This is a genomic window from Paenibacillus sp. FJAT-27812 (genome assembly GCF_001273905.1).
In the GTDB taxonomy this organism is placed as follows: domain Bacteria; phylum Bacillota; class Bacilli; order Paenibacillales; family Paenibacillaceae; genus Pristimantibacillus.
In genome coordinates, this window is the sequence record NZ_LIGH01000001.1 from 6,450,343 (window position 1) to 6,477,013 (window position 26,671).

The window sequence follows — 26,671 nt, forward strand, 5'->3', positions numbered from 1 at the left end:
ACGTATGATTTTTTTAGAAAGATGTGATCAAATTGATCAAATCATGCTATGTAACTACTTTATCATTTCTTTTCATCGAATGCACTAATATTGAACGAAAAAAAAGAATCGTTTGGGCGCTTCGCATCTCTGCGTTACGTCCAACGATTCAGCTAACTTGCTGTGTTTTTTAATGGGCAACCGCTGACGATTCCGCTTTGATCTTGTCCGTCTCGCGCTTCAGCGCCGGGTCGCTATTTACGATTGCTTCAATTTGTCCCCAAGCGGCTTCGGATTTTACGGCGGTATCGTCTGCATGCTTTGGGGAAAGATTTGCCGCCTCTTCCTTAAACGATTTACTCATGATTTTTGATACAGATTTACGGGCAACCGATGAACAAACATCCGACACCGCGTTTGCCGCCCATGACACTGCTCCAGGCCGTCTGCGCGAGACATACACGGTAGCTGCCGCACCAATCAATCCTCCGACTAAAAAACCACTTAACTTCATGATCGCGAACACCTCTTTCCTAGATCATCTTGCGTATTCAGGTGTTAGTTTGACCGCCTAGGCATAGCCTCATTCCATATAAAATAAGGAAATCATTCTAGCTCTCCGAATGGGTAAATATGATACAATGATGACGATTTAGCTTGAAAGACAACTTAGCTATGGAGGTTCAACATAATGAAGCGAATCAACCTAACGATCGCCATCCTGCTTATCGGAGCTCTGCTCGCATCCTGCTCCGAACAGCAGCCAAAGGATAATCTGCCTGCATCTGGCGAAGCAGCGGCTTCACAGGAGCCTTCTGCGTCATCAACTCCAGATACAGAAGCCGCGCTTGTGACGAGCCAGCCAGCACCAACTGAATCACCCGTCAGCGAAGAAGAGACTTCGGCAGCTCCTCTGTACCGTATGAGCGAGGCTTACCGCTTCGTACCGATCGAAGATCAAACGCCAAGCAAAGTCGTATTGCTTACATTTGATGACGGACCAAAGGATAAAGAGGTTCTGACCAGCATACTCGACACGCTTGATCGACATAAGGCGAAAGCTATCTTTTTCGTCAACGGTTACCGGGTTAAGCAAAATCCCGATCTCCTGAAACTGATCAACAAGCGGGAACAGACGATCGGAAATCACTCCTTCGACCATAACAACTTAAAAGAAGAATCCAAGGAAGTCGTTGAAAAACAAATCGGCGATGTACAGACGGATGTTGATGCCTTAATAGGACGAAAGCCTCTATTTTTCAGACCGCCTTACGGCTCGGGCAGCGCAATTGTGAAGGAAACAGCAAAAAACCACGGCATGCTTTACATGACGTGGTCGAATGGCTCTCTAGATTGGGATAAATCAGCAAAAGGTAAGCCGGATGTCGTAATTAAAAACGTGCTCGAGCAGCTCCATCCCGGCGCCAACATTCTCATGCATGAGCTGCAATGGACAGCCGACGCACTTGAGGAATTGTTGACTGCATTAGAGAGCAAGGGCTACGGGTTTATCGATCCGGCCACCATCGAGCTTATTCGCTGAACTTCAGGCCGTACCAGAACAATCCCCCAACCAGGCAAACGAACAATAGAAACAACAGATTATAATACCATTTTGTAACTTTATTTATACTTGAAGGATGTTTTCTTCGCCTTGGCGGCAGAGCCTCACCTTCGTTGGAATCCGTTCCGATGCTGTACGGCTCTGCCGTCATTTCATGTTGTCTAGTTCCCCTCGAGCTTCCAAATTTTTCTTTCCTGCTCATGACTCCCTCCTGAATCGTATAATTAACCCCATTATGAAATCAATTAGAAAATGAGCGATAATCGGCGCCAATATTGAGCCTGATTGCATGTAGATCCAACCTAAGCCATAGCTGATCGAAAAAACGAGGCCTGTCGGAATCCAGTGCTTTAAGTATCGTACATGTATCGTAGCAAAAATTATGCTTGTCCAATAGGGACCAATGGCATGCTGCAGCGCGCCGCGAAAGAGCAGTTCCTCGCATATCGCGACTACCAATGAGAGCACGGCAATATGCCATACCGGACGCGTTCGAAATATCCGGTCATTCACCCCGCCATCATCAGCCGCTTCCTCAGGCACAAAGCGGGAAATCAGCAGGTCTACAACGATAACGGCGGCGGCAAGTCCCACTCCCCAATATACGAATGCAAGCTCCTTCGGAGGCGTAAATAGTCGAATCACATTTTGATGCTGAAATAAAACCCATATCAAACCGATAATAAAAGTAAACCCTTGTGTTGCGTATAAATTAATAAGCAGCATGCGGTCATCTAGATCATCTACGGATACCTTGCGAATGCGAATATTTCGAATATCAAATTTCTTCATAGCTTCCCGCCTGTCTGAATCATTCATATTTTCTTTTTCGACCTTTTCACCTATACTGGTAGAACAATTCGACAGCATAATTTTTTTTACATAGAAGGAGATAGAGAAAGTAATGGAAAAACGATTAACGACCACCGCAATGTTATTTAGTGTTGGATTTGTATTCATGCTGATTTGTACAGTTGGAGCCTTCTTTTATGGCATCCAAATCGGTACCGAAAAAACGGAAGCTAAATATGAGAAAAAGGACGAAAGCTCGAAGATGGCGGCTGCTTCCGTAAGCCCTTATCAACAGCAAGACCTAGTCTCTTTCTATCATACTGTATTTTTGCCTTATCGTGAATTTCAAAACGAATGGTTCGCAGCAATGAATAAATTATCGCAAGGAAATACAAGCGATGCAACGTCCATGTTCAAGGATTTGGCAAACCTTGCCGCATCCAAAGCGAAGGACGCAAGCTCGATCGATATGCAAAAGTCTCCCTTGCTTGGCCAGTCCCAGGTCGGCTACATACGCAGCCTAAAGCTGTTTAATGAAGCAGCCGACAAAGCGGCGACAAGCGCAAAAACATTGTCATTCAATGAGCTTAAGAAAAATGTCGAGCAGGAGAAAACGTACCAATCCGCCTCACAATTCGCGCTTAGTGCGCAGCAAGCATATTACTCAGCCATGTTGAAGTGGTCTTCTACGGTTGATCTTGATATTCCGGAGGACTACAAATCACCGGCGATCCTGGAGCTGAAGCATTGGAAGACGCTGGCCATTACGACAAAAAACAAGCTGATCGCCGATCAACTTATGACGCGCAAACAGCTAACTTCCTACTATCCGCAAGATTTAACGAGCCGCGTTGACGAGTTTGTCCTATCCGGACAAGCTGCTAAGATGAAAATGCACACCTTGTCAGCTGTTGTCGATCTCCTTATTAACACGGAGGCCGTGCGCAATGGCGACTTTACGGAAAGCAAATCACGGTTATACCAGAAGGCTCTCCTGCCTCAGCTGCCATTCTTCTACCCAGAAACAAATTAAATCCAGGAATCAATTAAGCACTAATCATATTGAAATCCATTTAACGAGGCTATAGCAGCCATTCCGCCGGTAACATTGTGGAGGCTGCTGTAGCCTTGTTCTTCTAAGTAGTTGCAAACCGCGACGCTGCGCACGCCGTGCGCACAGACGATATATATAGGTTTTGAATCATCTATTTCACTCAAACGTGCCGGTATCGTATTCATTGGGATCAAGACCGAAGCCTCCAAATGATAAAAATCCCATTCAAACTCTTCTCTCACATCTATGATTTGATCGCTTTCGATCTGGCCATTTTTCAGCAAATCAAGCAGATCTCGAGGAGTCACATCCTGCCAATTATTCATGTATAAAGACCTCCTGTGTCGTATTTTGTTGCGAATGATGCTTGAATCATAACGAAATTTTCACAATTCAGCAAGTTTGAGGATTGCTTTTGTCCACTGGCTTGCATTAAAATAGTAAAGTCTGAGATCGATGATCAAACTCTCGTCCCGCTGCTGCATATCGGTGCCGGGAAGAGGGTTTTTCTGTTCATATTAAGCGGAGCATATTAGCTTCGCCCCAATTTAGGAGGCATACTTCACATGTTTAAAGTGTTAGTTTCCGATCCAATCAGCGATTTGGGCATTCAGCAGCTTGTTGATGCGTCAGATGTCGCAGTCGACAAAAAACCTGGACTAAGCGAAGACGAATTGGTCGCCATCATTGGTGAATACGATGCGTTGCTTGTTCGCAGCCAAACGCGTGTAACACCAAAAATTATGGAGGCTGGCAAGCAGCTTAAAGTAGTTGGACGTGCAGGCGTTGGCGTTGATAACATCGACCTTGAAGCAGCAACTCAGCGTGGTATCATCGTTATCAATGCGCCAGACGGCAACACCATTACGACTTGCGAGCATACTTTTGCCATGATGATGGCGGTTGCCCGTCACATCCCGCAAGCGTACATGAAAACCGTTAATGGATCATGGGATCGCAAATCCTTCCTAGGCGTAGAGCTTCGCGGCAAAACGCTCGGCGTGCTCGGCATGGGCCGTATCGGAAGCGAAGTTGCGAAACGCGCGAAAGCTTTCGGCATGGAAATTCTGGGTTATGACCCGTTTATGACAGAAGAAAGAGCGGAAAAAATCGGCGTGAAGCTGGCTAGCGTGGACGAAATCGTCCGTGGTGCTGATTTCATGACGGTGCATACGCCGCTTACTCCAGAAACTCGTCATATGATCGGCAAAGCACAATTTGAAGTCATGAAGCCCGGCATGCGTATCGTAAACTGCGCGCGCGGCGGCATCATCGATGAAATTGCTTTGGTTGACGCTGTAGACGCTGGCATTGTAGCTGGCGCAGCATTTGACGTATTTGAGGTAGAGCCTCCTGCAGAGGATCATCCATTCCTTACGCATCCTAAAATTATCGTAACGCCGCATCTTGGCGCGTCAACGGTTGAAGCGCAAGAAAACGTAGCGATTGACGTATCGGAGCAAGTGCTGCACATTCTTCGCAACGAGCCGTTTATCAATGCAGTGAACATGCCTCCGATTCCGGCAAATCTGCAAAACATACTTCAGCCATACTTTACGCTTGGCGAGAAGCTTGGCAGCTTTATTGCGCAATCGACTGAAGGCGCAGTAATCGAAATCGTAGTTGGTTTCGCAGGCGAGCTTGCAGAGGTTGACACGCAGCCGCTTACGCGCCACATCGTTCGTGGCGTTCTTGCACATCACCTTGGCTCTGAAAATGTCAATGTCGTTAACTCGCTTCACCTTGCGAAAGTACGCGACGTGAACATCGTCATTCAAAAGTCGCACGCTTCGAAGGACTTCACTAACCTTGTAACGGTAGCTCTTCGCACGAAAAAAGAAGAGCGCGTCGTATCGGGTACTTTGCTGACAGGCTACGGTCCCCGCATCGTACAAATCGACAAATTCCCTGTTGACGTTACGCCGGAAGGCAACTTGATCCTCATCTCGCACAACGATAAGCCTGGTATTATCGGACGCGTTGGTACGCTTCTTGGCAACAATGACGTGAACATCGCTACGATGCAAGTAGGTCGCCAGCTCGTTGGCGGTTCCGCAATTATGGTGCTTAGAGTGGACAAAGCTACTCCAAAAACAGTACTTGAGCAGCTTACGAATATGCCTGAGCTTAATACGGCAAAAGAAATTACACTATTTTAATAAATAGAATATCATTTATAGCAAAAGAGCCAATCGGGTAACCGATTGGCTCTTTTTGTTTCACGAACAACAAGAATTATCTGCTGCATTCTACAAAAAAAGCGTTCCCGAAGGAACGCCCTGACAACTATTGATGTGCTTCGACAGGAAGCAATAATGTAAACGAAGTTCCCGTTCCGGAGTTGCTTTCAACAACGATTCGGCCATGGTGAAGGTCGATTAGGTTTTTGACGATGGCAAGGCCTAGACCCGTACCGCTTGAAGCTCCTCTTTTGCGCGCCTTATCCGCCTTGTAGAAGCGTTCAAATATGTACGGTACATCTTCGCTAGGTATGCCTTGGCCCTCGTCTCTAACACTTAGCTGAACATACTTGCCGCCATTTACGTTTTCGTGCTTGCCTGCAATCGTAATGGACTTCCCGGAAGGCGTATGCCGCAAGGCGTTGTCTAGCAAGTTCGTCAGTACCTGCTCGAGCCGGTCCTCGTCTGCTTCTTTAACAATAAGCGACTCATCCGGCAGATCGGCCAGAAGCCTAACCTCCCGCTCCTTCGCATACACTTGGAATTTGCGATGGACACGCTTCAAGACATGGCTGAGATCAACCTGTTGAAAGTTCATGTCCACATGCCCAGCTTCCATTCTTGCAATGTCCAGAAAATCATTTACGAGCCTTCCCATCCGAAGCGACTCGTCATAAATGACTTGAACAAGCTCCTTGCGGTCTTCCTCGGAGACAACGATATCGTCAAGGAGAGCTTCGCTGTAGCCTTGCAGCATGGATAGCGGCGTTCGGATCTCGTGTGAAATGTTCGCAACAAAGTCCCGTCTAAGCTTCTCGAGCTTATGCTCCTCCGTTACGTTCCGAATGACCGCAACCGCTCCGCGAACGACGCCTTTGGATTGCAAGGGCGCCATAACGACAGACCATACATTGCTTAACACATGAATTTTGTCCGTAGCATCGCGTCCTTCTTCCATAACGCTCTGATATAAATCGCGGAGCGGCAAAGGCACCTCGGAGCTGGAAGAATTGCCGTCATACAAGTCCTCTTGCCAAGCCAGCTCGACACCCGACCACTGGTTAATCAGCAAATGACCGCTAGGATTCGTTAAGATGACCTTGCCGTCCGCATCAAACGTAATGACTGAATCGCCCATACTTCTTAAAATGCTGGCCAGATGATTTTTCTCATGATTCAAATCGTGAATAAGCTTATCCAGCTGCTCTGTCATATGGTTAAACGTATCCGCAAGCTCTCCGATTTCATCGCTGGAGCGGATATTCACTCTTGTCGTGTAATTGCCTTGCGAGATCGAAACAGCAGCATCTTTAAGCTGCAATAGCGGCTGTTGGATCTTTTTGGATAAGAAAAATGCGAAAAAGGTCGATAATAGAAAACCAACAATCGCCGTAAGGACAAACAGCACTTTAACTTGATGTGAGCTGCCTCGTGTAGTGTCATCAAACCAGATGTCGACATATTGAAGCAGAAAAACGCCTACTATAAGCAATACGACTGCAACAAGCAGCATAATCGTCGCCCATAGCTTTCCGACTACACTGCGCCACAGCTTACCGGCTAAGCGATGCCACAACTTCATTTACTTAGGCACCTCAAGCTTATAGCCGACGCCCCATACGGTCGTAATCATCGATGCGGCATCGGGCGATACTTTGTTCAGCTTCTCGCGAAGCCGCTTCACATGCGTGTCGACCGTACGCAAATCTCCGAAAAACTCATAGTTCCAAACATCCTTAAGCAATTCCTCGCGCGAGAACACTTTATCCGGCGATACGGCCAAATAGTGAAGCAGCTCGTATTCCTTAGGCGTCAGGCTTACTTCCTGCCCGCCTGCGGTTACGCGGTGCGCATCATGCTCAATAACAAGATGCGGGAACACGATGTTGTTGCTCGAGTTAATTTCTTTTGTAAGAAATGCCGTTGCTGACGAGCGCCTCAAGATCGCCTTCACCCTGTAGATGACTTCGCGAGGGCTGAACGGCTTGACGACATAATCATCGGCTCCAACCTCAAAGCCCTGCACACGGTTCATCTCTTCGCCTTTTGCGGTTAGCATGATGACAGGAGTTGCCTTCACTTGGCGCAGACGCGAGCACACTTCTACCCCATCGATTCCCGGAAGCATCACATCCAGCAAGATGAGCGCGTAATCGGTATTCGAGGCAAGCCTTAGTGCGGTTTCACCGTCTTCCGCCTCGTCGATCGTATAGCCTTCCTTCTCTAAATACATTTTGAGCAAACGACGAATGCGTTCTTCATCATCTACGACCAAAATACGGCTTGAATAATCAGACATAGGGCAATACTCCTCTCTATCTATACCTAAACACCAGAATATGAATGTAAACCTGCTATGACGAGGTTAACCCCGACAAGCGTAAACAATACGACGACAAAGCCGATTACCGCAAGCCAAGCCGACGGTTTGCCCTGCCAGCCCCGCGATAAACGGAAATGCAAGTAGGCACTATAGTACAGCCATGTGATAAGCGCCCATACTTCCTTCGGATCCCAGCCCCAGAAGCGGCCCCAAGCAATGTTAGCCCAGATCATGGCAAAAATTAAAGCCCCTAACGTAAAGATTGGGAAACCGATCGCGATCGAGCGATAGCTGATTTCATCCAAATCTTCCGGGTCAATCCCATCCATTACCGGGTGGATGACTGCCCCTAACGGTTTACGGAATACGAGGCGCAGCAAGCCGTAAAGCAATGTGCCTGCAATGATGGACCATACAACCGTATTTAGCTTCCTGCCGGAATTAGCGCCCGTCATCCATGATGGAGCTTCGAAGAGAGCTTCTTTCATTCCGAGGAACGAATCAAATTTTTCTGCTTCGCTGTTATACGGTTTAAAGATTGGCGGCAGCGTGTAAGCGACTGTCTCCGTCGTTGTCGATTCAATGCCTTTTGCATCGATGATGGATTTCTCTTGTACGAATTGAGCCTCATAGCCCATTCCGCGGAAAGCGAACACCGCTACGATAAATCCGACGATCAGAATAATCGAATACAGGGAAAACTCGACCCAGAACTGCGATCTTTTTGCTTCCTTTGTTTTCCCTTTAAAATCGACTACGCGCAGCAAATACATTAAACCGGCAGCGAACCCGACTGCAAAAAACGCTTCACCGAGTGCAGCTGTCGTTACATGCACCTTCAACCAATAGTTGTTGAGTGCCGGTATTAACGGCTGTACCTCCTGTGGAAAAACAGAAGCATAGGCTACGATGATAACCGTCAGCGGCAGCGAGAACATGCCGAGCAATGGTTTTCTGTAGATGCTGTATACGATTGTGAAAGCGATCATAATCGCCATTCCGAGAAATGTCATAAATTCATACATATTGCTTGTTGGAATTTGACCGCTTCCTGCCCAGCGGGTGAAGAAGAAGGTCAAATGCGATGCGAGCCCCAGGCTCGATGTAATGAATGCAATCCGGCCCCAACGTTTCTCATGCTGCTTGGGATCACGGTTGCTCCATTTCTTACCCGCAATCGCGATCACATAAAACATAAAGGCAAAGCAGTAAAGAAAGAATGCGACGATAAATGCGTCGCTGCTAAAATCGACTAAACTCACGCGTTGTTCCCTCCGTTATCAAGCGACTTCGGATCTACGGTTATCCCTATTTTTTGAAGCGCTCCCGCAACATCTGAACGCATACCGTACCAGTTTTTGTTTGTATGTGCGCCTAATGACAGCTCTCCGTCGTCGACGCGCAGCCAGATGCGGCGGTGCTGCCAATAAGACCCCATCAACAGTCCGATCATCGAGAAAGCTGCTCCAATCCATACATAAGGCAGTGCTTTGTCCATACGGACATTTAAGTAAGTGGATGCTTCAGAAAAGTCTACATTTTCCATCCCGTCAACCCGGATTTCAATCTTGTCCGAAATTCCGTGATTGATGGCATCCTGCGAAAATTTAACCTTATCCTTCTGCATAGGGAAATACATATAAGGCTCGCCCTCTGGAGCAAGTCCAGGCCCTTTGACCGTAAAGACGAAAGCCGGAGCGATCGGGTCACGCGATAAGGTAGTTGGCTCACCATTGTCGCCAATTGCAAACTCCATGTAATTCGCATAGAGATCAAGCGTATACGGCCCAAGCTTATGCTGGAGCGCGGAGTCCTTCATCGGAAGATCGAACGGCCCGTATTTTTTGCCTGTTTCCTTATTCACGAGAACAGGATGAACCGCATTTAGGCGCGGCGTCGTATCAAAATCGAATTGGTACAACTTCAACCCTTTGTACTTCAGCGGCTCATTCACGATAATATCGTGGCGCTTCACTTCTCTCAGCTCTGGCTTCTTCGTTTGGTCGGCGCAGTTGCTTACGCATTCGTATAAAACCGCTTTCGTTTCGAAAAGCTTGGCACGGGCTGTTCCCTTAAGCTTATCAGGCAGCTCATCGTCCTTGTAATACTCAACGGTAAACTTTTCGTTTTTGACAAAATAATTAGTATCCGCAATCTGCACCGTGTCGCCATCGGGAATCGTAATATAGCTATCCATCTGCCAGCTCGGTATGCTTCTTGCCAGTATAGCGAGCAGAAACAGAATTAGACCGATATGGTTGATGTAAGGTCCCCAGCGGCTAAAGCGGTTCTTCTCGGCAAGAAGCGCGGAGCCATCACGATGAATGCGGTATCCTCTGCGTTTCAGCTGTGCGCCGAACTTCTCCACCCATTGCTCAGCGTCACCTTCAATCGACTGCTTGTACACCGTTTTTTGACGATGGATGAACTGCAAATGCTTGCGAATTTGCTGCTTGCTTAGCGCCCGATAAAGCGGCAGCACCCGGTCAAGGCTGCAAATGACAAGCGATGTGCCGATCATTACGAGCAAGCCGATAAACCACCAAGTTTCGTAGGTGTGCGACAAGCCGAACAAATAATACAATTTGCCGGGCAAGCCGTAGGCTTCCTCATAATAAACGGATGGATCAAAGTTATTTACAAAAGTGTTTTCTTGCGGGTATATCGTTCCGAGCATCGCGGTCATAAACGTGATCACAATAAGGTAAATCGCGATTTTGACCGACGAGAAAAAATTCCAAATCTTATCGATGTAATTCGGATTGCTCTTCTGAGACCTTCGCGCTACCCCGTCATAACGCATCTCAAGCGGCAGATCCGATACATCGTTGTTTTCGAGCGGCTTGCCGCAGCTCTCGCAAAGCACGGTACCGATCGCATTTTGATGTCCGCACTCGCATTTTGTGTTTTCAACCACCAACACCGTAAAACCTCCTACAGCTGAAGAAGCCGTTCAATCCGTTCGTCAATTTCCACCTCTGTCATGCCGCCTACTTTTATCTCATTAATCGAACCGTCCGGTTTTATGAAAAAAGTAGTAGGGTATGACTTTAATCCGTAGCTGCGTTCCGTTTTACGATTCACGTCGCGCAAAATAGGATAATTCAAATCAAAGCGGCGAACAAAATTGTTCACGGTTAACGTATCCTCGCTTAAATTAATCGCCAAGATAACGAGGCCTTGATCTTTCCATTTCGCATATTGTCGTTCAAATTCCGGCATTTCCTTCACGCATGGCGGACAGAATGTGCCCCAAAAATTGACGACGACAGCTTTACCCTCATAGTCTGACAATTTCTGCGTTTTCCCCTCTAAGTCAACGAGCTCAAACGCCGGCGGCTTGCTGCCTTCCTTGAGAGGGCCTTTGTCATCCGCGGCAAATAAGGTAGATCCTATCGCATACCCACCTATGATCAAGACGGCAATCAAAATGACGATTTGTACCGTCTTGCGCGATTTTCCCATAATTAAATTCACCACCAGCTTCTTTCTATACAGCCACGAATATTACCATTATAACGAAAAGTCGACGGCAATTACTGCCGCCGTCGATTACTTTTTATGAACTTTATGTGTCTTGTTTTGCGCTATTGCTAGCAGTTCTTTGATTTCCTGCGGCGTTAAATGGCGATACTTGCCTCGGCCTAGATTCTCCAGTCCAACCTCGCCAAAACGAATGCGCTTCAGTCTGATTACCTTATGTCCAATCGCTTCAAACATACGGCGAACCTGACGGTTGCGTCCTTCGAAAATCGTAATCGTAATCGTCGCTTCATTACCTTCCGTATCCACATCATGATACTCTACCTCGGCAGGAGCGGTCATGCCGTCCTCCAGCTTAATGCCCTTCTGAAGCTGCTCAAGCGCAGTTCCATGAGGAACACCTTTGACGGTAGCGCGATAGGTTTTCGGTACGTGATGGCTCGGATGTGTTAACAAATTGGCGAATTCGCCGTCATTCGTTAGAATTAGAAGTCCTTCCGTATCGTAATCCAATCGACCGACGGGATATACTCTCTCTTTGATGCCTGGCAGGAAATCAGCAACCACTTTGCGTCCTTGCGGGTCTTTGGCGCTTGTTATGACTCCCTTAGATTTGTTTAGCATGAGATAGAGCTTCTTCTCGCTCCGGATCGGCTTGCCGTTAACCGTAATGGTATCGACAGCAGGATCTGCTTTGACGCCAAGCGTCGTCACCTTCTCACCATTAACCTCAATCATGCCAGCCAAAATCATTTCTTCACATTTGCGACGGGATGCGACTCCCGCAGCGGCTAATACCTTCTGTAAACGTTCCAATGCTTTCACCTCAATCTCCATCATAACGATATGAAGAACAAAGTACAAGCTTCACTATCCGAATATGTATAAGCAAATGAAAATCGCTGCAAAAAAACCGACCAAATCCGAAAATAATCCTACTTTTAGTGCATAACGCGTTCGACGAATGCCAATAGCTCCAAAATAAACGGTAAGCACATAAAGGGTTGTATCCGTGCTGCCTTGAATGGTGGAAGCTATTCTCCCGATCATGGAATCCGGCCCAAAGTTTTGAATGAGATCGGTAGTGAAGGCAAGCGAACCCGCTCCGGTGAGCGGCCTCAAAATGCCGAGTGGGAGCACCTCGCTTGGAATGCCCACATAATCGAATAAAGGCCTAACGGCAGATAGCATCAATTCTAAAGCTCCCGATGCGCGGAACATGCTTATAGCAACCATCATGCCAACCAAATGAGGAATAATGTTAATGGCTGTCCCAAAACCGTCCTTCGCGCCTTCGACAAATGTTTCATAGACGGGCACTTTGCGTCTGAGAGCTGCATAAAGCGGAATAAATACGATAATGGCAGGAATCATCCACGCGGATAAGCTGGTAAATACACTATACAACCGTCTCACCTCCCGCGGCAGGAAGCGCCCCCTTCATATTCGTGGGACCGGAAAGCGTTGGCGTAATTGGCGGCGGCGGCGATTTCCTTCTATACCAGCGGTCAGCAAGGATGGCAGCGGTGGTGGCAACGAATGTAGCAGCCAATGTCGTGCCGATTATCTCAGCTGGGTTAGCCGATCCATAGTTCATCCGAATGGCGATGAGAGTGGTCGGAATGATCGTAATACTGGATGTATTAAGCGCTAGCAGCGTACACATCGCCGGGGTTGCCGTGGCTGGATCAGGATTCAGCTTTTGCAGCTCCTGCATCGCTTTTATTCCCATAGGGGTAGCCGCGTTCCCAAGCCCAAACAGATTTGCGCTCAAGTTGCTCATGATGTATCCGATAGCGGGATGATTGCGGGGAACGTCAGGAAATAACATACGCACGATTGGTCCTAGCATGCGAGCTAATTTTTGAAGCAATCCGGCGTCCTCCGCAATCCGCATCATTCCAAGCCAAAATACCATAATGCTAATTAAGCCAAAGCTCACGGTGACCCCTGATTTGGCTCCTTCGAAAGCAGCTTGCGTCACCGCATCCATCTTGCCGGTTGCCGCAGCTACAACTACGCTCGCTACGATGAAAAACAACCAAATCCAGTTAACCATCTATGCCGCCTCCCCATTTGCAACATTGCTTAGATAGACATGAAGCGTCTCCCTCGCCGGCATGTCCTAATGATCAAATAATGCGTCTAATACCTTCGATATGGACTCAGCCAACTTCCCGCGATCATCATTCGCAGACGCTTTTTTGAATTCCTCTAACGATTGCATAACATGCAATGATTTCGTCGGAAGCTGAAGCCTGCTGCCAGCAACGTCATAGACCGGTACTGCGCCTATCCGATACTCATTCATATACCACTCCAACATGCCGCGTTCGCCAAACGTGTAGCGCATCGATTCCATATCGTGAAGAACCAGTCGCGACTGAATCATTTGTGACTCTTCCTCTGCAAGCGGGTATTTGAATGATTGTCCAACCGCGTAAGGATAACCCGCAATCGTTTGTCCTTTTGAGGCTATTTCCTGCAACGGGTAGTTGCCAAATCCCCAATCCAGCATCTTGCGGTGATCCGACCAATCATCGCTGTCATTGATGGTAACGGCTGCGAGCTGCTGGCCTTGCCTGGTTGCCGAGCTGACTAAACAGCGCAGCGATTTCTTCGTATAGCCGGTTTTCACGCCATCTGCTCCTTCGTACATCGTGAGCATTTTGTTTTTGTTTTTATAGCTGTATTCCCAGTTGTCGTGCGGATTTGGCACATTTTTCTCCTTCGTGCTTACGATTTCTGCGAACACTTCGTTTTTCAGCGCATATGCGGTAAGCTTGGCCAAATCATTTGCAGAAGAAAAATGCCCATCCTCATCAAGCCCATGCGGATTTTTAAATTGCGTATGCTCCAGTCCAAGAAAGGTTGCTTTCTCGTTCATGAGATGAACGAAGCCCTCTTCGGTGCCTCCTACATGCTCAGCAATTGCAGTTGCTGCGTCGTTGCCGGATCTAAGCATAAGTCCATACAGCATGTTGAGAAGGCTCATTTCTTCGCCAAGCTGAAGATAGATGGATGACCCTTCCTTGCCTACCGCACGTTTGCTTGTCTTCACCATATCCGTCAGCTTTCCATGATCAATAGCCACGATTGCTGTCATTATCTTTGTCAGGCTTGCAATTCTCATCGATGTATCGCCATTAGCGCTGTACAGCAATCTGCCAGACTCTACATCAATCAGCGCCGAAGCCTTCGCATTCGTATGTAGCGGACCAGGCTTGGCGCTTACAGCAGGCCACTGGCTGGTCCCAACCAACAAGACTGCCAATAAACCTATTGCAGCAATCCGCCGCAGCTTTTTGGAATACATGTTTATGCTTGCCCCTCTCGCAGCGTTAGTAGGTAAAGCTTCTGCTCGTATATTCCAGTATATGCCTGTACATGTTGCTCTAGACGAAATTAAGCTAACTAAAAATGAAAAACTGCCCTCTCGGGCAGTTCTGTCATAAGAGGTGATCGTTAGCTTCGACACGTCCGCTGATTACGCTAGTTGACGGATCGCTATATGCTGCTGTATTAATGGGCTGCTTCATCATGGATTGAAGCTTGTCGAACACATGCGGAGCAGAATCGATAACACGCTCAAGCAGATGCGTTTGATTATCGAGCGGAACGATTTTTACGCCGTGTGTGCCGACGACCAAAAAAGCGATTGGCGTAATCGATACGCCGCCGCCGCTGCCGCCGCCAAACGGCATCGATACGGAAGCATGCTGTGCATCGGAATTTGATCCATTCTTATGGTCGGCATCATCTAATCGAATGTCACTGCCGCCTGCCACAAATCCAAAGCCCACTTTGGAGATCGGCATGATAATGCTGCCGTCCGGCGTTTGAACAGGATCACCTACGATTGTATTGACGTCAACCATTTCTTTAATATTTTCCATTGCGGTTTGCATTAAGCCTTGAATAGGATGTTCTGCCATGCTTTGACGCCTCCTTTCAATTTCCTCATCCGAACTGAAAGCTGTAGCCCGGCAAGAATAGCATAACCGAAGCGTATTTGAGCTATGCATGACCACTCTGTTCGAAAGGAAGATCCCTGATAAACGGGCTGCACGGTCATTTTCGGCTCCGTCTTCAGCTTAACCATTTGGGATAAGACGCCGATGATCGATGTTTTCACAGACCACACCGCTCCCGTCGTCATGGCTGTCCACATCGCATCTCCCGTTCCTACCGATGTTGTCCAATTCCATTCCACCAAACTAACCTTAGTTAGCGTCTGCCTAACCCAGCCCTTTAAATTTCGGGTCATTTGCAACACATGCTTGAATTTATCGATGCCTTTTATTACTTTTTCCGCATCGATGTCCTCGTAATACTGCGACCAAGTGTCCGTTGATACATTCGTTTTTGAAACCTGCTCCTTCAGTTGGACAGATGTACCGGTAAATCGAATAATGGGCACCTTGAATCGGTAGTGAATGATTCCGTAAAGTGCTCTTATATTCAATTCAATATCATCGTTGTCTTCAAGTCTCCGCAAATGCCCGTTTATAACGACCCGAGAGCTAAAGATAAGCACAAAAATGAGCAAAAAAAAGAGACCGGCCGCCGTTATCCAACCGTAAGGGTAACTGAGCATCATCATGCTTCCTCCGTTTCCCTCATATGGGTTGAATATAGTATGACCCGGCGGTCAAATCTCATTCTTTTATTTCTTCAATTGTCATCTGCCTGCCATCCAATCGCTCGAATAGCAGCTGCGTTTGTTCCTCAAGCGCGTCATCCAGATCTACGTTTCCTGGTTCTGGAAGCTCCTTGATCGAAGGTAAACCAAAATAATCTAAAAATGATTTCGTTGTGCCGTACAAAATTGGACGGCCGATCTGCTCGGCGCGGCCGACCTCCTCGATCAAATCTTTGGATACAAGCGACTGAATCGCTCTGTCGCTCTTTACGCCACGGATCTCTTCGATCGATATTCGAGTAATCGGCTGGCGATAGGCGACAATCGACAACGTCTCTAATGCCGCTTGCGAGAGCTGTGAGCGCGTAGGCGTGTAAGCCATCCGCTCAAAATAAGGAGCATGCTCCAAATGCGTCGTTAACCGGTAAGAAGCGGCTACCTCGGCGATTTGAATGCCGCGTCCCTCACGCTCCAAGTCCCGCTGCAAATCATAAACCAAATCCGAGGCAAGCTCGGCATCCAGCTCCAAAATATCGGCGAGCTGCCGCTTCGTCAATCCCTCATCACCTGCCATGAACAGCAAGCCCTCAATAATCGTCTTCAACTTCTGATAATCCAATTTCTGACGACTCTCCTCTCCAATGTATGACGATGTCGTCAAACAACTGATGCTGGAAGCAGCGAATATGCTTCATTTTCATGAGCTCCAGTATCGCTAGAAAAGTAACCACGATTTCATGCCTGTCCATATTTTCGCGAATGAGCTTGGAGAAACGAACCGTTTCAAATTGTTTCAGTACGACAACAATATCGCGAATCCGGTCCTTTACCGAAATCTCGTCACGCTGTACCGTCGCCACTACGTTGCGCCTTGAAGCTCTGCGCAGCGCCTTCTGGAAAGCGACGATTAAGTCCGATAGATGCAAGCCTTCTACTGGATTAACCTTCTCTTCCTTCATAAAAGGAGACATATCCTCCGGCTCTCGTGAATAGACAAGGCTGCGCTCGAATTCCTTCTCGCGCAGCTGCTCGGCAATTTGTTTGAATTTTCGGTACTCGACAAGCTTCTGGATGAGCTCATCGCGCGGATCTAGTCCGTCGTCTGGCCAATCCTCATAATCATCCTCAAATACGGGAGGCTTAGGGAGAAGCTGCTTGCTTTTTATCGCCAAAAGGGTGGCCGCCATGACTAGAAACTCACTCGTAACCTCAAGCTCCAGCTCCTTCATCGCATGCAAGTAATCCATATATTGAATCGTAATTTCGCTGATAGATACTTCATGGATATCGATCTCGGCTTTGTCGATCAAGTGGAGCAACAGATCAAGCGGCCCCTCAAAAGAATCCAGCTTATAAAGCACCGACACTTACATTTCCTCCCGCCTAGCCTTAAACTTCGCTGCTTAGCCTTGCAATTGTTTGGTCAAATTCGCCATTTCAATTGCGCTTGTTGCAGCTTCATAGCCTTTGTTGCCTGCTTTCGTACCGGCACGCTCAATGGCTTGCTCAATGGAATCTACCGTCAGTACGCCGAAAATCGTCGGAATACCTGTTTTTAATGCAATCGCCGCTACGCCTTTAGCCGCTTCGTTGCAGACAAAATCAAAATGTGGCGTTGATCCCCGAATAACTGCGCCTAGCGTGATGACAGCGTCATACTTGCCGCTCTCCGCCATTTTTTGCGCGATTAACGGAATTTCGAATGCTCCCGGCACCCATGCGACTTCTACGTCGGAATCCTGCGCGCCGTGACGTTTAAACGCATCCAGCGCTCCGCCAAGCAGCTTGCTTGATATAAACTCATTGAAACGGCCTACTACTACTCCATATTTTAAACCTTCTGATACTAAATGTCCCTCATAAATTCGTGTCATTTGTCATCTTCCTTCCGTTATTTTAAATGATATAGTCAATATCTTCAAAGCTTAATAAGTGACCAAGCTTCGTTTTTTTTGTGCGGAGATAACTTTTGTTATCTTCTTTTTCGTCCATTTGGATAGGAACGCGCTCTACAACCTCGAGTCCGTAGCCCTCTAATCCTTTGATTTTGCGAGGATTATTCGTTAGCAGTCGCATTTGGCGAACGCCAAGATCCTTCAAAATTTGCGCGCCTATACCATAATCGCGCAAATCAGCCGGAAAGCCAAGCTTTAAATTTGCATCAACGGTATCGAAACCTTGCTCTTGCAGCTCATAAGCCTTTAATTTGTTGATCAGGCCGATGCCTCTTCCCTCTTGACGCATATAGAGAAGTACGCCGCTTCCCGCTTCTTCAATCTGCTTCAGCGCTGCTTCAAGCTGCGGACCGCAATCGCAGCGGTGTGAATGGAATACATCGCCGGTGAGGCATTCCGAATGAACGCGCACAAGCAGAGGACGCTCAGGGTCGATATCACCTTTAACGAGCGCGATATGTTCTTTATTGTCGACCAAGTTTGTATAAGCTATTGCGCGGAAAGTCCCAAAATCAGTCGGCAGCTTCACATCAACCGCGCGCTCAACGAGCTTTTCCTTTGCATTGCGGTACTGGATCAGCTCTTGAATCGTAATCAGCTTAAGATTGTGCTTTTCCTTGAAAACAAGCAGATCCGGCAAACGAGCCATCGTGCCGTCTTCGTTGATAATTTCACAAATGGCTGCACCTGGCGCGGAACCGCACATAACAGCAAGATCAATCGCCGCCTCCGTATGTCCAGCACGTCGCAGGACGCCGCCTGAGCGTGCAATCAGCGGAAAAATATGACCAGGCCGGCGGAAATCGGCTGCCTTTGTCGTTGGATCAACAAGCGCCTTGACCGTTTCCGAGCGCTCATACGCCGAAATACCGGTCGTCGTCCCAATATAATCAACCGATACGGTAAACGCCGTGCCATGATAGTCGGTATTATGCGTCACCATCGGCGGCAAATCAAGCTGCTCCGCACGCTCTTGCGTAATCGGAACACAGACAAGGCCGCGCGCTTCCGTGATCATGAAATTAATGACCTCCGGCGTCGTTTTATCTGCGAGTGCGATTAGGTCGCCCTCGTTTTCCCGATCCTCGTCATCTACGACAATGATCGGCTTCCCTAGCTTGAGATCAGCCAGCGCTTCTTCGATTTTATCAAATGTAACTTTTTCTGTATGTTCCATATGGGATTCCCTCCTTTGTGACAACCAACCTTAGTAAGGCTTTTTACCCAACCTTTAAAGGCTTTAGTTCCAAACCGTTAAAGGCTTTTTGAACCCTCCCAAACCCTCCCTTCCAAGGGAGGGCCCCAAGGACTGCGTCCTCTGGACACCTGCAATTGGACTAACGTTGAAGGGAAACAGGTGGTTGTGTGCTGCTTTTTCTGTAGGCTCGCTTTCGTCCCTGCGGGACACGCTTTCTGTTTGCGCACCCGACTTGAAAATTAGCTACTTAAATAACGTTTGGTTACCAAGGCTATATTCTGCTGAGTGTTCACATTGATCGCTTTCGTCCCTGCGGGACACGCTTTCTGGTGCGTACCTGAGTAACTTATAAATTTACTGGAAAAACTCCATCTAATTTGCTTGAATTTCTGCTTATTTATCGTTTAGATGGAATTTCTCCTGCTAAATTGGCGAATATTCACCCAAACAAGCCAGTTCCTCGTATTTAGATGGAGATTTTCCAGTTAACTGCTGAAATTGCGTACATTTTCAATATTTAACGGGAGTTTTTACCGTTATTTATTAAAATACTTACCTTTTAAATTATAAAAAACCATTTTCCATAAGAAATGATGTGGTGAGTTTTGATCCTGCCGGTGCCGATTCTGGCTGCTTGAAATGAAGCAGGTGATCGACGTATTTGCCGATGACATCGCACTCAATATTGACCGAGTCGCCAGCATGCTTATGCTGCAAGGCTGTTTCGCCAAGGGTATGCGGGATGATCGATACGGAAAAGGTGCTTGCGGATGTATCCACCACGGTAAGGCTGATTCCGTCTATGGTGATGGAGCCTTTCGGAATAACGTAACGCAGCATGCCTGCATCATCTAATTGCACTTTATAAACGACTGCATTCGCGTCCGTTTCCCGATTGACTATTTTTCCGGTTCCATCGATATGCCCCTGCACGATATGGCCGCCGAACCGACCGCCTGCCTGCATGGCACGCTCTAAATTTACTCGCTCACCGGCCCGAAGCTGTTGCAGGTTGGATTTGCGATACGTTTCAGGCATTACGTCTGCTGTGAATGAAGAGCTGTCAAACGACGTTACGGTAAGACATACGCCGTTAACCGAGATGCTGTCCCCGAGCATGACGCCGTCTGTCACACGGGTTGCCCCGATGACGAGACGCATCGCTTCACCCTGCTTCGTTATCCCTTTCATCTTTCCCAATTCTTCCACTAATCCGGTAAACATGGGCTTCCTCCTCAAAAACCTTAATAAACGGGATAACCCGAGACACAAATGTCTTCGCCAGCCATCTCCACGCTCACTCGCTCAAGCTGAATGGCATCCGCCATTTTCTCGAATCCCGCGAAGGTGAATGTGCCAGGCGCATCTGTCCCTCCAATAATTTTAGCTGCATAATACAGTACAATTTTATCGATTAGTCCTGCCTCCAGCATCGCGCCGTTCAATTGTCCCCCGCCCTCAAGCAGGATCGATCCTATCTCTAGCTCTCCGAGCTTCTTCATCGCTGCGGATAAATCCACCTTCGCATCTGCACCGCAGACGACGACTTCAACGCCAGCCGCTTCTAAAGCGACGCGCTGCTCTGCACTTGCTTCACCAGAAGTTAACACGATGGTGCGGATCGAACGATCGGTTACTACCCGAGCATCAAGCGGCAATCGGAGCTTTGAATCTACGATAATCCGTACCGGGTCGATAGCTGGAACGGAAGCACGTGTGTTCAATAAAGGATCATCGGCCAGCACCGTACCTATTCCAACCATAATGGCTTCATGCTGATGTCGGAGCGTATGAACCTGCTCACGTGCTGCAGAGCCGGTTACCCAGCGGCTGTCACCCGTTCGCGATGCAATTTTTCCATCAAGCGTGCTGGCGGTTTTCAAAGTGACAAACGGTTGCCTTGTCGTAATGAACTTGTTGAATTTCTCGTTCATGAGCTCGGAGCGCTCCGCCAGAACGCCTACGGTAACGTCAATGCCTTCTTCGCGAAGCCTAGCGATTCCTCTGCCCGACACCTCTGGGTTAGGATCACCGCACGCGACCACTACCCTTGCCGCTTTCGCAGCGATGATGCGCTCGCAGCAGGGAGGCGTCTTGCCAAAATGGCTGCAAGGCTCTAGCGTCACATATACCGTGGCGCCTTCCGCCTCATCCCCAGCCATCTGTAGGGCGTGCACCTCAGCATGACCGGTTCCGCGCTTCAGATGCGTTCCGATTCCGATGATACGTCCATCTTTTACGACTACGCAGCCGACGACGGGATTAATCCCTGTTTGACCGGAAGCTTTTGAAGCCATATCTAACGCTAGCCCCATGTAATACTCATCGTTTAACAAGTCCATATACAAAAAACACCCCTATCGGCAAACGATCCGACAGGGGTGATGAGTGAATGAATAGATAACTGCGACAAAACCGATCGGCGTTGTCGGCTTTGAAATCCGACTAATCCTTTACCGCAAAATCGCGATGACGGTTTGTAAAATACGCTAAAAAAACAAACCTACTTCGTATGTGAAATAAAACACACACACAAATAAGCTGATATTATAGCTGTCGTAGCATCCCCTTCTCCCATCCAGACTGTACTGTCGGTCCCGGATTTACACCAGGTCCACCGTTCCAATCCGCATTTTATTCGGATAACTCCGAGTAAAAGCATCTTAGACCGGGTCACGGACTGACGACAAGCACAGAAGTTCGGTTATCCGATCCCCCTGCACCTGCCGATCACCGCCGGTTAGGAATTTCACCTGACCCCGAAGGAAAGCTGCACTTACATAATTATAGTTAGTATCTTAACACTAAATCGTTTCAACTTCAACCTTTTCCATTTTGTCTCCGCCTTTGAAAGCATCAACAAACTCCATACCCTTCGATACTTTACCGAAAACAGTATGTCCGCCATCCAAATGCGGCTGTGGAGCGTAACCGATATAGAATTGGCTGCCGCCTGTGTTACGGCCAGCATGTGCCATAGCAAGCGTTCCGCGCTCATGCTTGTTCGGATTGATTTCACAATTGATTGTGTAACCAGGACCGCCTGTACCAGTTCCGTTCGGGCAACCGCCTTGTGCAACGAAACCAGGGATAACACGGTGGAAAGTAAGACCGTTGTAGAAGCCTTCGTTAGCAAGCTTCTCGAAGTTTGCTACTGTGTTTGGCGCGTCTTGATCGAATAGATCGATTAGAACTTCTCCGCCGTTTGCTAGTGTGATTTTTGCTTGTTTTGCCATTGCTGCATCTACCTTTCTTTTATCCAGATAAGACTACGTTACCAATATCGCCCTTATTTCGCAAGCGGTGATTTTTGAAGTCTTGCCGGAATGACGTCGTTACATACGATATTTTCAAGCGATTCACGTTTAACTGCAAGGTCAGCCTGGCCCTCTTTAACAAAAACGACAGCAGGACGACGGATCCGGTTATAGTTGCTCGCCATTGCATAATTATAAGCACCTGTACAGAAAACAGCAAGCAAATCGCCATTTTCGGCTTTAGGCAATTCCAAATCCCAAATCAGCATATCGCCGCTTTCACAGCATTTGCCCGCGATAGAAACGGTTTCCTCTGCTGCATCATTCGCACGGTTGGCAAGCACAGCCTCGTATTTCGATTGGTAAAGCGCTGGGCGAGGGTTGTCCGTCATGCCGCCGTCAACAGCGATATATTTGCGAACGCCAGGAATGTTTTTGCTAGTGCCCACTGTATACAAAGTCGTTCCTGCATCGCCTACCATGCTGCGGCCCGGCTCTACCCAAATCTCAGGCAATGGGAATTCTGCGTTTGTAAAGTTCGTAATAATCGCACCCGTAATGGCAGCAACATATTCAGCAATTGGAAGCGGAGTATCGCCTTCAACATAACGAATGCCGAAGCCGCCGCCAAGGTTGATTACTTTAAATGTCAGGTCAAGCTCGTTGCGGATCGAAACCGCGAAATCAGCAACCTTGTCCACAGCCATACGGAAACCTTCTACTTCGAAAATTTGCGAACCGATATGGGAGTGAACGCCCAAAATAACAAGGTTAGGCAAAGCAAGAGCTTCTTGAATAGCTTGTTTTGCTGCGCCATTTCCAAGGTCAAAGCCGAACTTAGAATCCTGTTGGCCTGTAGAGATGTAATCATGCGTATGGGCTTCTACGCCTGGCGTAATGCGAAGCAAAATATTCACTTTTTTGCCTTTGTCGCCTGCAAGTGCGTTAAGCAGTTGAAGCTCCATGAAATTGTCTACTACGAAGCAGCCAATGCCTGCATCAAGCGCCATGTTGATTTCTTCAGGCGTTTTGTTGTTGCCGTGGAAATGAATGCGCTCCGCCGGGAAACCCGCTTGCATAGCTGTGTACAGTTCGCCGTCGGACACGACATCCAGCGATAGCCCCTCTTGCTCAGCAATCGCGCACATAGCCATTACGCTGAACGCTTTGCTTGCATAAGCGACTTGGAAACGAAGGCCGGAAGCCTTGAATGCTTCAACATACTCGCTCGCACGCTGACGTACAAGTGCCTCGTCCACGATATATAGTGGCGTTCCAAATTGTGCAGCCAAATCAGCTACATCACAACCGCCAATTTCCAAATGTCCTTTAGTGTTAATTTTACTAGTTCCATGCAGGTACATAATTTCCCCTCAGCTTTCTTCTATCTGCATGCAGATAGAACGGATAGAATTTGCATCAATAGCATCAGTATAACGCAATCTACCCGCACTGCGAAATGGATAAATCAACATTTCATTTGCATTTTGTGAATCTACTCGGTTTTAGGCATTTTATCGATCTGCTGCGCTCTCAGGTTATTTGGACGCGTCCGGTTGTACAGCACCGGCTGGCGTATAAGGATGCTCCACAGCGCCTTCAAGTCAAACGGGATGAACGGCCACATGTACGGACGGTTGAATGAGCGCTCCATCACCAGCATCAGCAATATGGCAGTCGTCGCAATGACGAAGCCAGGCACACTGAAGGCAGACACCGACACAATCAGCACGAGACGCACGATTCGATTCGCAAGCCCCAGCTCATAGCTTGGCGTGGCAAACATGCCGATTGCGGCTACTGCCATATACAAAATAACCTCATTGACAAAAATACCGGTCTTTACCGCAATATCGCCGATTAAAATCGCAGCTACGAGCGACATCGCCGTTGCGAGCGAGGTTGGCGTATGCACCGAAGCCATCCGCAGCAGATCGACACCGATCTCGGCGAGGAGAAACTGAACGACGAGCGGCAGCTTTGCCGTTTTATTAGGTCCTAGAAATTCAAGCGCAGGCGGCTTCAGCTCCGGATGCATAACAAACAGAAGCCAAAGGGGCAGCATGAACAAAGAAGCAAAAATGCCGATAAATCTCACCCAGCGCAAATAGGTGCCGATAAACGGAGTTTGGCGGTTTTCCTCCGCATGCTGCATGAGATCGGCATACGTCGTCGGAAGGGTCATCACGCTTGGCGAAGTATCAACGAATACCGCCACGTAACCTTCAAGCAAATGCGCCGCTACCGTATCGGGCCTCTCCGAATACCGTACAAGCGGGAACGGGTTCCATCCGCGCTTTACGGTAGACTCTTCGAGCTGCTTGTCGGCAAGCGGCAAGCCGTCTATTTTCACCATTGAAATTTTATCTTTAATCGATTTAAGAAGCTCTTGGTCGACGATATCATTAATATAAGCGATACATACATCGGTCTGCGTTCGCTCGCCTACTCTTACAATTTCATAGCGAAGCTGCGGATCGCGGAGTCGCCTGCGGACAAGTGAAACGTTGACCATCAACGTCTCTACAAAGCCGTCCCTGCTGCCGCGTACAACCTTCTCTAGCGACGGCTCCTCCGGCCCCCTTGAAGGGAAGGACTTCGCGTCTATCATGATGACCCATGATTCCCCGTCTATAAAAAAAGCGGTCACGCCGGACATTACGCCCGTGAGCATGTTGTTCCAATCCGCTTCCTTCGTCACCTGGGCTGCCGGGACGTACAAATCAAGGAACGAATGAAACGCATGAGCGGACAAATCCTCTGGCTGCAGGAAGGTCAAACGCTTGAGCACCTCTGTCAGCACGGTGTCCTTCACCAAACCATTCATGCAGAGCATCGCCGTTTTCTTCTCGCCGAACGTCATCTCCCTGACGACCACATCGAAGCTTGTTTTATAACCGATCTCATGCTCCAAGCGGGAGAGCACTTCATCCAAGTCATCAGGAATCGGAGATTTGTCCTCCTCCCCCACTTTATGAGTAGCAGACTTCCCTATTCTTGGCCTCTTCTCTGTATGCGCGGCGGAGGCTTCATCGCGTGATGAACCCGACTCCTCCCGCTGCTGCTGTTCTCCGGAAATCTGTGCGTAGGATGCTTCTTGGCTATCTCCGTCTTCATGACCATGTTCTGAATGATGATCCTTCATATTCCGTCACCTCGTCGTTTATAAGCTACCACTGAAAAACAAGCCAATCGAATAGAGACCCAAGCGTTTTCCCCAGTACCATCGCCATTACAAGTCCAACCATGTAAGCCGATAGATTCATCCTTTTGGCCAAAATAGGAAGAACGTTCATTACCTCCGTCAGCGCGGCGGCCAGCATGCCGACAAACATGCCATCGATTAATCCCGCACCGCTCAAAAAAACGCCGGAAGGCAGCATTAATCGCCAATTCATAAAATCTGCGAACGTCCAATATAACGAGCCGCTAATAACCGCCGTCTCAAACCATACCGACATGCGGTAAGCATTGGCCACCTGTGCCAGGCGCGGAATCAGATCAAGCACGATTAGCAGTGCCACCAGTCCGCTGCCTACCGCAAGACCGCCTGCCAAACCAAGCAGAGCGACAAAGACGTTGGATAATGTATTAATCATGCTTGTTACCATTTGTCTGGTCGTAATCCGACTTTTTGCGCATTTCATCAGCAATGACGTAGGCATTCACGTTTTCCTGATACATATATAGCTCGACCTCAAGGGGATTCGGCTCCTCATTGAACCGTTTGCGGAACAGGTGATTGAAAAACAGCACCATTCCAAGCCCGATTCCGAGCGAATAAGGGATTTGAAACCATAGCGGATGCTCCGTTCGCTTCCCGGTAATCAGCTCAACAATCCGAATGTGAACCTCCTTCATGCTGACGTCCGTATGGAAGTTCATAATGGCGAGTCCCGCTCCAAAAAATAAGAGCAGCCACGCAAAAACGAGCACCGCAATTCGCGGCTTAACCGGCTTCTCCGCTACCATGACCAGTACCTGAGGATCTCCATAAGCTTCAACCGTCAAATCCGGCACCATCTGCCTGATTGCTTTGACGATCTGCAGCAGGTCGATCACGACGCGGTTGCCGTCTGCGCTTTTGTGCTCGTACAGAACAAGCTCCTTCAGCCGTCTCTCAAGCACATCATCTTCAGCTAGAAGCCTGGCTGCCTGCCCCAAAGAGACCCGTTGATTCGGTTTCGTATAGATTCGTTTTTTCAAACGCAGATAGAGGACCGAATGCTTGGATGTTGCCATCT

Annotated in this window: 29 protein-coding genes and 1 riboswitch; of the genes, 3 read left to right on the forward strand and 26 right to left on the reverse strand. The window is 48.2% G+C overall.

The window, feature by feature from the left end; genetic code table 11:
* Positions 1-169 precede the first annotated feature (169 nt).
* The gene (locus ADU23_RS27575; protein ID WP_053376691.1) at positions 170-493 is read right to left on the reverse strand and encodes a hypothetical protein; all 324 of its coding nucleotides are present in this window, start codon (positions 491-493) and stop codon (positions 170-172) included.
* 177 nt (positions 494-670) lie between these two features.
* On the opposite strand from ADU23_RS27575, the gene ADU23_RS27580 reads away from it, so the two are divergent.
* On the forward strand, positions 671-1,522 hold the full coding sequence (locus ADU23_RS27580; RefSeq protein WP_053376692.1) for a polysaccharide deacetylase family protein: 852 nt from the start codon (positions 671-673) through the stop codon (positions 1,520-1,522).
* On the opposite strand, the gene ADU23_RS27585 is transcribed toward ADU23_RS27580, so the two are convergent.
* Both ADU23_RS27585 and ADU23_RS27590 read right to left on the reverse strand, forming a co-directional pair.
* Positions 1,512-1,745, reverse strand: coding sequence for a hypothetical protein (locus ADU23_RS27585; RefSeq protein WP_053376693.1), 234 nt, complete (start codon positions 1,743-1,745; stop codon positions 1,512-1,514). The genes ADU23_RS27580 and ADU23_RS27585 overlap by 11 nt on opposite strands.
* On the reverse strand, positions 1,742-2,335 hold the full coding sequence (locus tag ADU23_RS27590; RefSeq protein ID WP_053376694.1) for a CPBP family intramembrane glutamic endopeptidase: 594 nt from the start codon (positions 2,333-2,335) through the stop codon (positions 1,742-1,744). The genes ADU23_RS27585 and ADU23_RS27590 overlap by 4 nt, the downstream gene beginning before the upstream one ends.
* A gap of 112 nt (positions 2,336-2,447) precedes the next feature.
* Between ADU23_RS27590 and ADU23_RS27595 the strand changes: the two genes are divergently transcribed.
* Complete coding sequence (locus ADU23_RS27595; protein WP_053376695.1) at positions 2,448-3,368, forward strand: hypothetical protein; 921 nt, start codon at positions 2,448-2,450, stop codon at positions 3,366-3,368.
* Positions 3,369-3,388: 20 nt separating this feature from the next.
* On the opposite strand, the gene ADU23_RS27600 is transcribed toward ADU23_RS27595, so the two are convergent.
* Positions 3,389-3,715, reverse strand: a complete 327-nt coding sequence (locus ADU23_RS27600) for a rhodanese-like domain-containing protein (protein WP_053376696.1) — start codon at positions 3,713-3,715, stop codon at positions 3,389-3,391.
* 240 nt (positions 3,716-3,955) lie between these two features.
* Between ADU23_RS27600 and serA the strand changes: the two genes are divergently transcribed.
* Positions 3,956-5,548: a phosphoglycerate dehydrogenase gene (serA, locus tag ADU23_RS27605; protein ID WP_053376697.1), complete on the forward strand. Its 1,593-nt coding sequence runs from the start codon at positions 3,956-3,958 to the stop codon at positions 5,546-5,548.
* Positions 5,549-5,675: 127 nt separating this feature from the next.
* On the opposite strand, the gene ADU23_RS27610 is transcribed toward serA, so the two are convergent.
* From ADU23_RS27610 to ADU23_RS27715, 22 genes are all read right to left on the reverse strand, one after another.
* Positions 5,676-7,151, reverse strand: a complete 1,476-nt coding sequence (locus ADU23_RS27610; protein WP_053376698.1) for a HAMP domain-containing sensor histidine kinase — start codon at positions 7,149-7,151, stop codon at positions 5,676-5,678.
* Entirely contained in the window at positions 7,152-7,868 is a 717-nt protein-coding gene (locus ADU23_RS27615; protein WP_053376699.1) for a response regulator transcription factor, read from the reverse strand.
* Between the two features lie 26 nt (positions 7,869-7,894).
* Positions 7,895-9,154 carry a cytochrome c biogenesis protein CcsA gene (ccsA, locus tag ADU23_RS27620; RefSeq protein WP_053376700.1) on the reverse strand — a complete coding sequence of 420 codons (1,260 nt, stop codon included), beginning with the start codon at positions 9,152-9,154 and terminating at the stop codon, positions 7,895-7,897.
* Complete coding sequence (gene resB, locus ADU23_RS27625; protein ID WP_053377857.1) at positions 9,151-10,809, reverse strand: cytochrome c biogenesis protein ResB; 1,659 nt, start codon at positions 10,807-10,809, stop codon at positions 9,151-9,153. The genes ccsA and resB overlap by 4 nt, the downstream gene beginning before the upstream one ends.
* Before the next feature lie 17 nt (positions 10,810-10,826).
* On the reverse strand, positions 10,827-11,357 hold the full coding sequence (locus tag ADU23_RS27630) for a redoxin domain-containing protein (RefSeq protein WP_053376701.1): 531 nt from the start codon (positions 11,355-11,357) through the stop codon (positions 10,827-10,829).
* A gap of 87 nt (positions 11,358-11,444) precedes the next feature.
* Positions 11,445-12,191: a pseudouridine synthase gene (locus tag ADU23_RS27635; protein ID WP_053377858.1), complete on the reverse strand. Its 747-nt coding sequence runs from the start codon at positions 12,189-12,191 to the stop codon at positions 11,445-11,447.
* Positions 12,192-12,245: 54 nt separating this feature from the next.
* Positions 12,246-12,749 carry a spore maturation protein gene (locus tag ADU23_RS27640; protein ID WP_053377859.1) on the reverse strand — a complete coding sequence of 168 codons (504 nt, stop codon included), beginning with the start codon at positions 12,747-12,749 and terminating at the stop codon, positions 12,246-12,248.
* Positions 12,750-12,774: 25 nt separating this feature from the next.
* Positions 12,775-13,434, reverse strand: coding sequence for a nucleoside recognition domain-containing protein (locus ADU23_RS27645; RefSeq protein ID WP_053376702.1), 660 nt, complete (start codon positions 13,432-13,434; stop codon positions 12,775-12,777).
* Between the two features lie 66 nt (positions 13,435-13,500).
* Positions 13,501-14,691 (reverse strand): D-alanyl-D-alanine carboxypeptidase family protein, encoded by a 1,191-nt coding sequence (locus ADU23_RS27650; RefSeq protein ID WP_053376703.1) that lies wholly within the window; start codon positions 14,689-14,691, stop codon positions 13,501-13,503.
* A 133-nt stretch (positions 14,692-14,824) separates the two neighbouring features.
* A complete protein-coding gene (gene ytfJ / locus ADU23_RS27655; RefSeq protein ID WP_053376704.1) occupies positions 14,825-15,310 on the reverse strand; it encodes a GerW family sporulation protein in 486 nt (161 codons plus the stop codon).
* Entirely contained in the window at positions 15,283-15,975 is a 693-nt protein-coding gene (locus ADU23_RS27660; protein WP_053376705.1) for a DUF2953 domain-containing protein, read from the reverse strand. Before ADU23_RS27660 ends, ytfJ begins: the two co-directional genes overlap by 28 nt.
* A 58-nt stretch (positions 15,976-16,033) precedes the next feature.
* Positions 16,034-16,636, reverse strand: coding sequence for an SMC-Scp complex subunit ScpB (gene scpB, locus ADU23_RS27665; RefSeq protein WP_053376706.1), 603 nt, complete (start codon positions 16,634-16,636; stop codon positions 16,034-16,036).
* Positions 16,605-17,384, reverse strand: a complete 780-nt coding sequence (locus tag ADU23_RS27670; RefSeq protein WP_053376707.1) for a segregation and condensation protein A — start codon at positions 17,382-17,384, stop codon at positions 16,605-16,607. Before ADU23_RS27670 ends, scpB begins: the two co-directional genes overlap by 32 nt.
* A 36-nt stretch (positions 17,385-17,420) precedes the next feature.
* The gene (gene ribH, locus ADU23_RS27675; RefSeq protein ID WP_053376708.1) at positions 17,421-17,891 is read right to left on the reverse strand and encodes a 6,7-dimethyl-8-ribityllumazine synthase; all 471 of its coding nucleotides are present in this window, start codon (positions 17,889-17,891) and stop codon (positions 17,421-17,423) included.
* 22 nt (positions 17,892-17,913) lie between these two features.
* Positions 17,914-19,149 (reverse strand): bifunctional 3,4-dihydroxy-2-butanone-4-phosphate synthase/GTP cyclohydrolase II, encoded by a 1,236-nt coding sequence (locus ADU23_RS27680; RefSeq protein WP_053376709.1) that lies wholly within the window; start codon positions 19,147-19,149, stop codon positions 17,914-17,916.
* Positions 19,150-19,734: 585 nt separating this feature from the next.
* Positions 19,735-20,394, reverse strand: coding sequence for a riboflavin synthase (gene ribE / locus ADU23_RS27685; RefSeq protein WP_053376710.1), 660 nt, complete (start codon positions 20,392-20,394; stop codon positions 19,735-19,737).
* Between the two features lie 20 nt (positions 20,395-20,414).
* Complete coding sequence (ribD, locus tag ADU23_RS27690; protein ID WP_053376711.1) at positions 20,415-21,512, reverse strand: bifunctional diaminohydroxyphosphoribosylaminopyrimidine deaminase/5-amino-6-(5-phosphoribosylamino)uracil reductase RibD; 1,098 nt, start codon at positions 21,510-21,512, stop codon at positions 20,415-20,417.
* Between the two features lie 220 nt (positions 21,513-21,732).
* A riboswitch (FMN riboswitch) is annotated at positions 21,733-21,941 on the reverse strand.
* Between the two features lie 33 nt (positions 21,942-21,974).
* A complete protein-coding gene (locus tag ADU23_RS27695; protein ID WP_053376712.1) occupies positions 21,975-22,406 on the reverse strand; it encodes a peptidylprolyl isomerase in 432 nt (143 codons plus the stop codon).
* Positions 22,407-22,459: 53 nt separating this feature from the next.
* Positions 22,460-23,791, reverse strand: a complete 1,332-nt coding sequence (lysA, locus tag ADU23_RS27700; RefSeq protein WP_053376713.1) for a diaminopimelate decarboxylase — start codon at positions 23,789-23,791, stop codon at positions 22,460-22,462.
* A gap of 131 nt (positions 23,792-23,922) precedes the next feature.
* Positions 23,923-25,572, reverse strand: a complete 1,650-nt coding sequence (locus ADU23_RS27705; protein WP_053376714.1) for a spore germination protein — start codon at positions 25,570-25,572, stop codon at positions 23,923-23,925.
* A 25-nt stretch (positions 25,573-25,597) separates the two neighbouring features.
* The gene (locus ADU23_RS27710; RefSeq protein ID WP_053376715.1) at positions 25,598-26,026 is read right to left on the reverse strand and encodes a stage V sporulation protein AB; all 429 of its coding nucleotides are present in this window, start codon (positions 26,024-26,026) and stop codon (positions 25,598-25,600) included.
* Positions 26,019-26,669 carry a stage V sporulation protein AA gene (locus ADU23_RS27715; RefSeq protein WP_053376716.1) on the reverse strand — a complete coding sequence of 217 codons (651 nt, stop codon included), beginning with the start codon at positions 26,667-26,669 and terminating at the stop codon, positions 26,019-26,021. The genes ADU23_RS27710 and ADU23_RS27715 overlap by 8 nt, the downstream gene beginning before the upstream one ends.
* Positions 26,670-26,671: the final 2 nt, after the last annotated feature.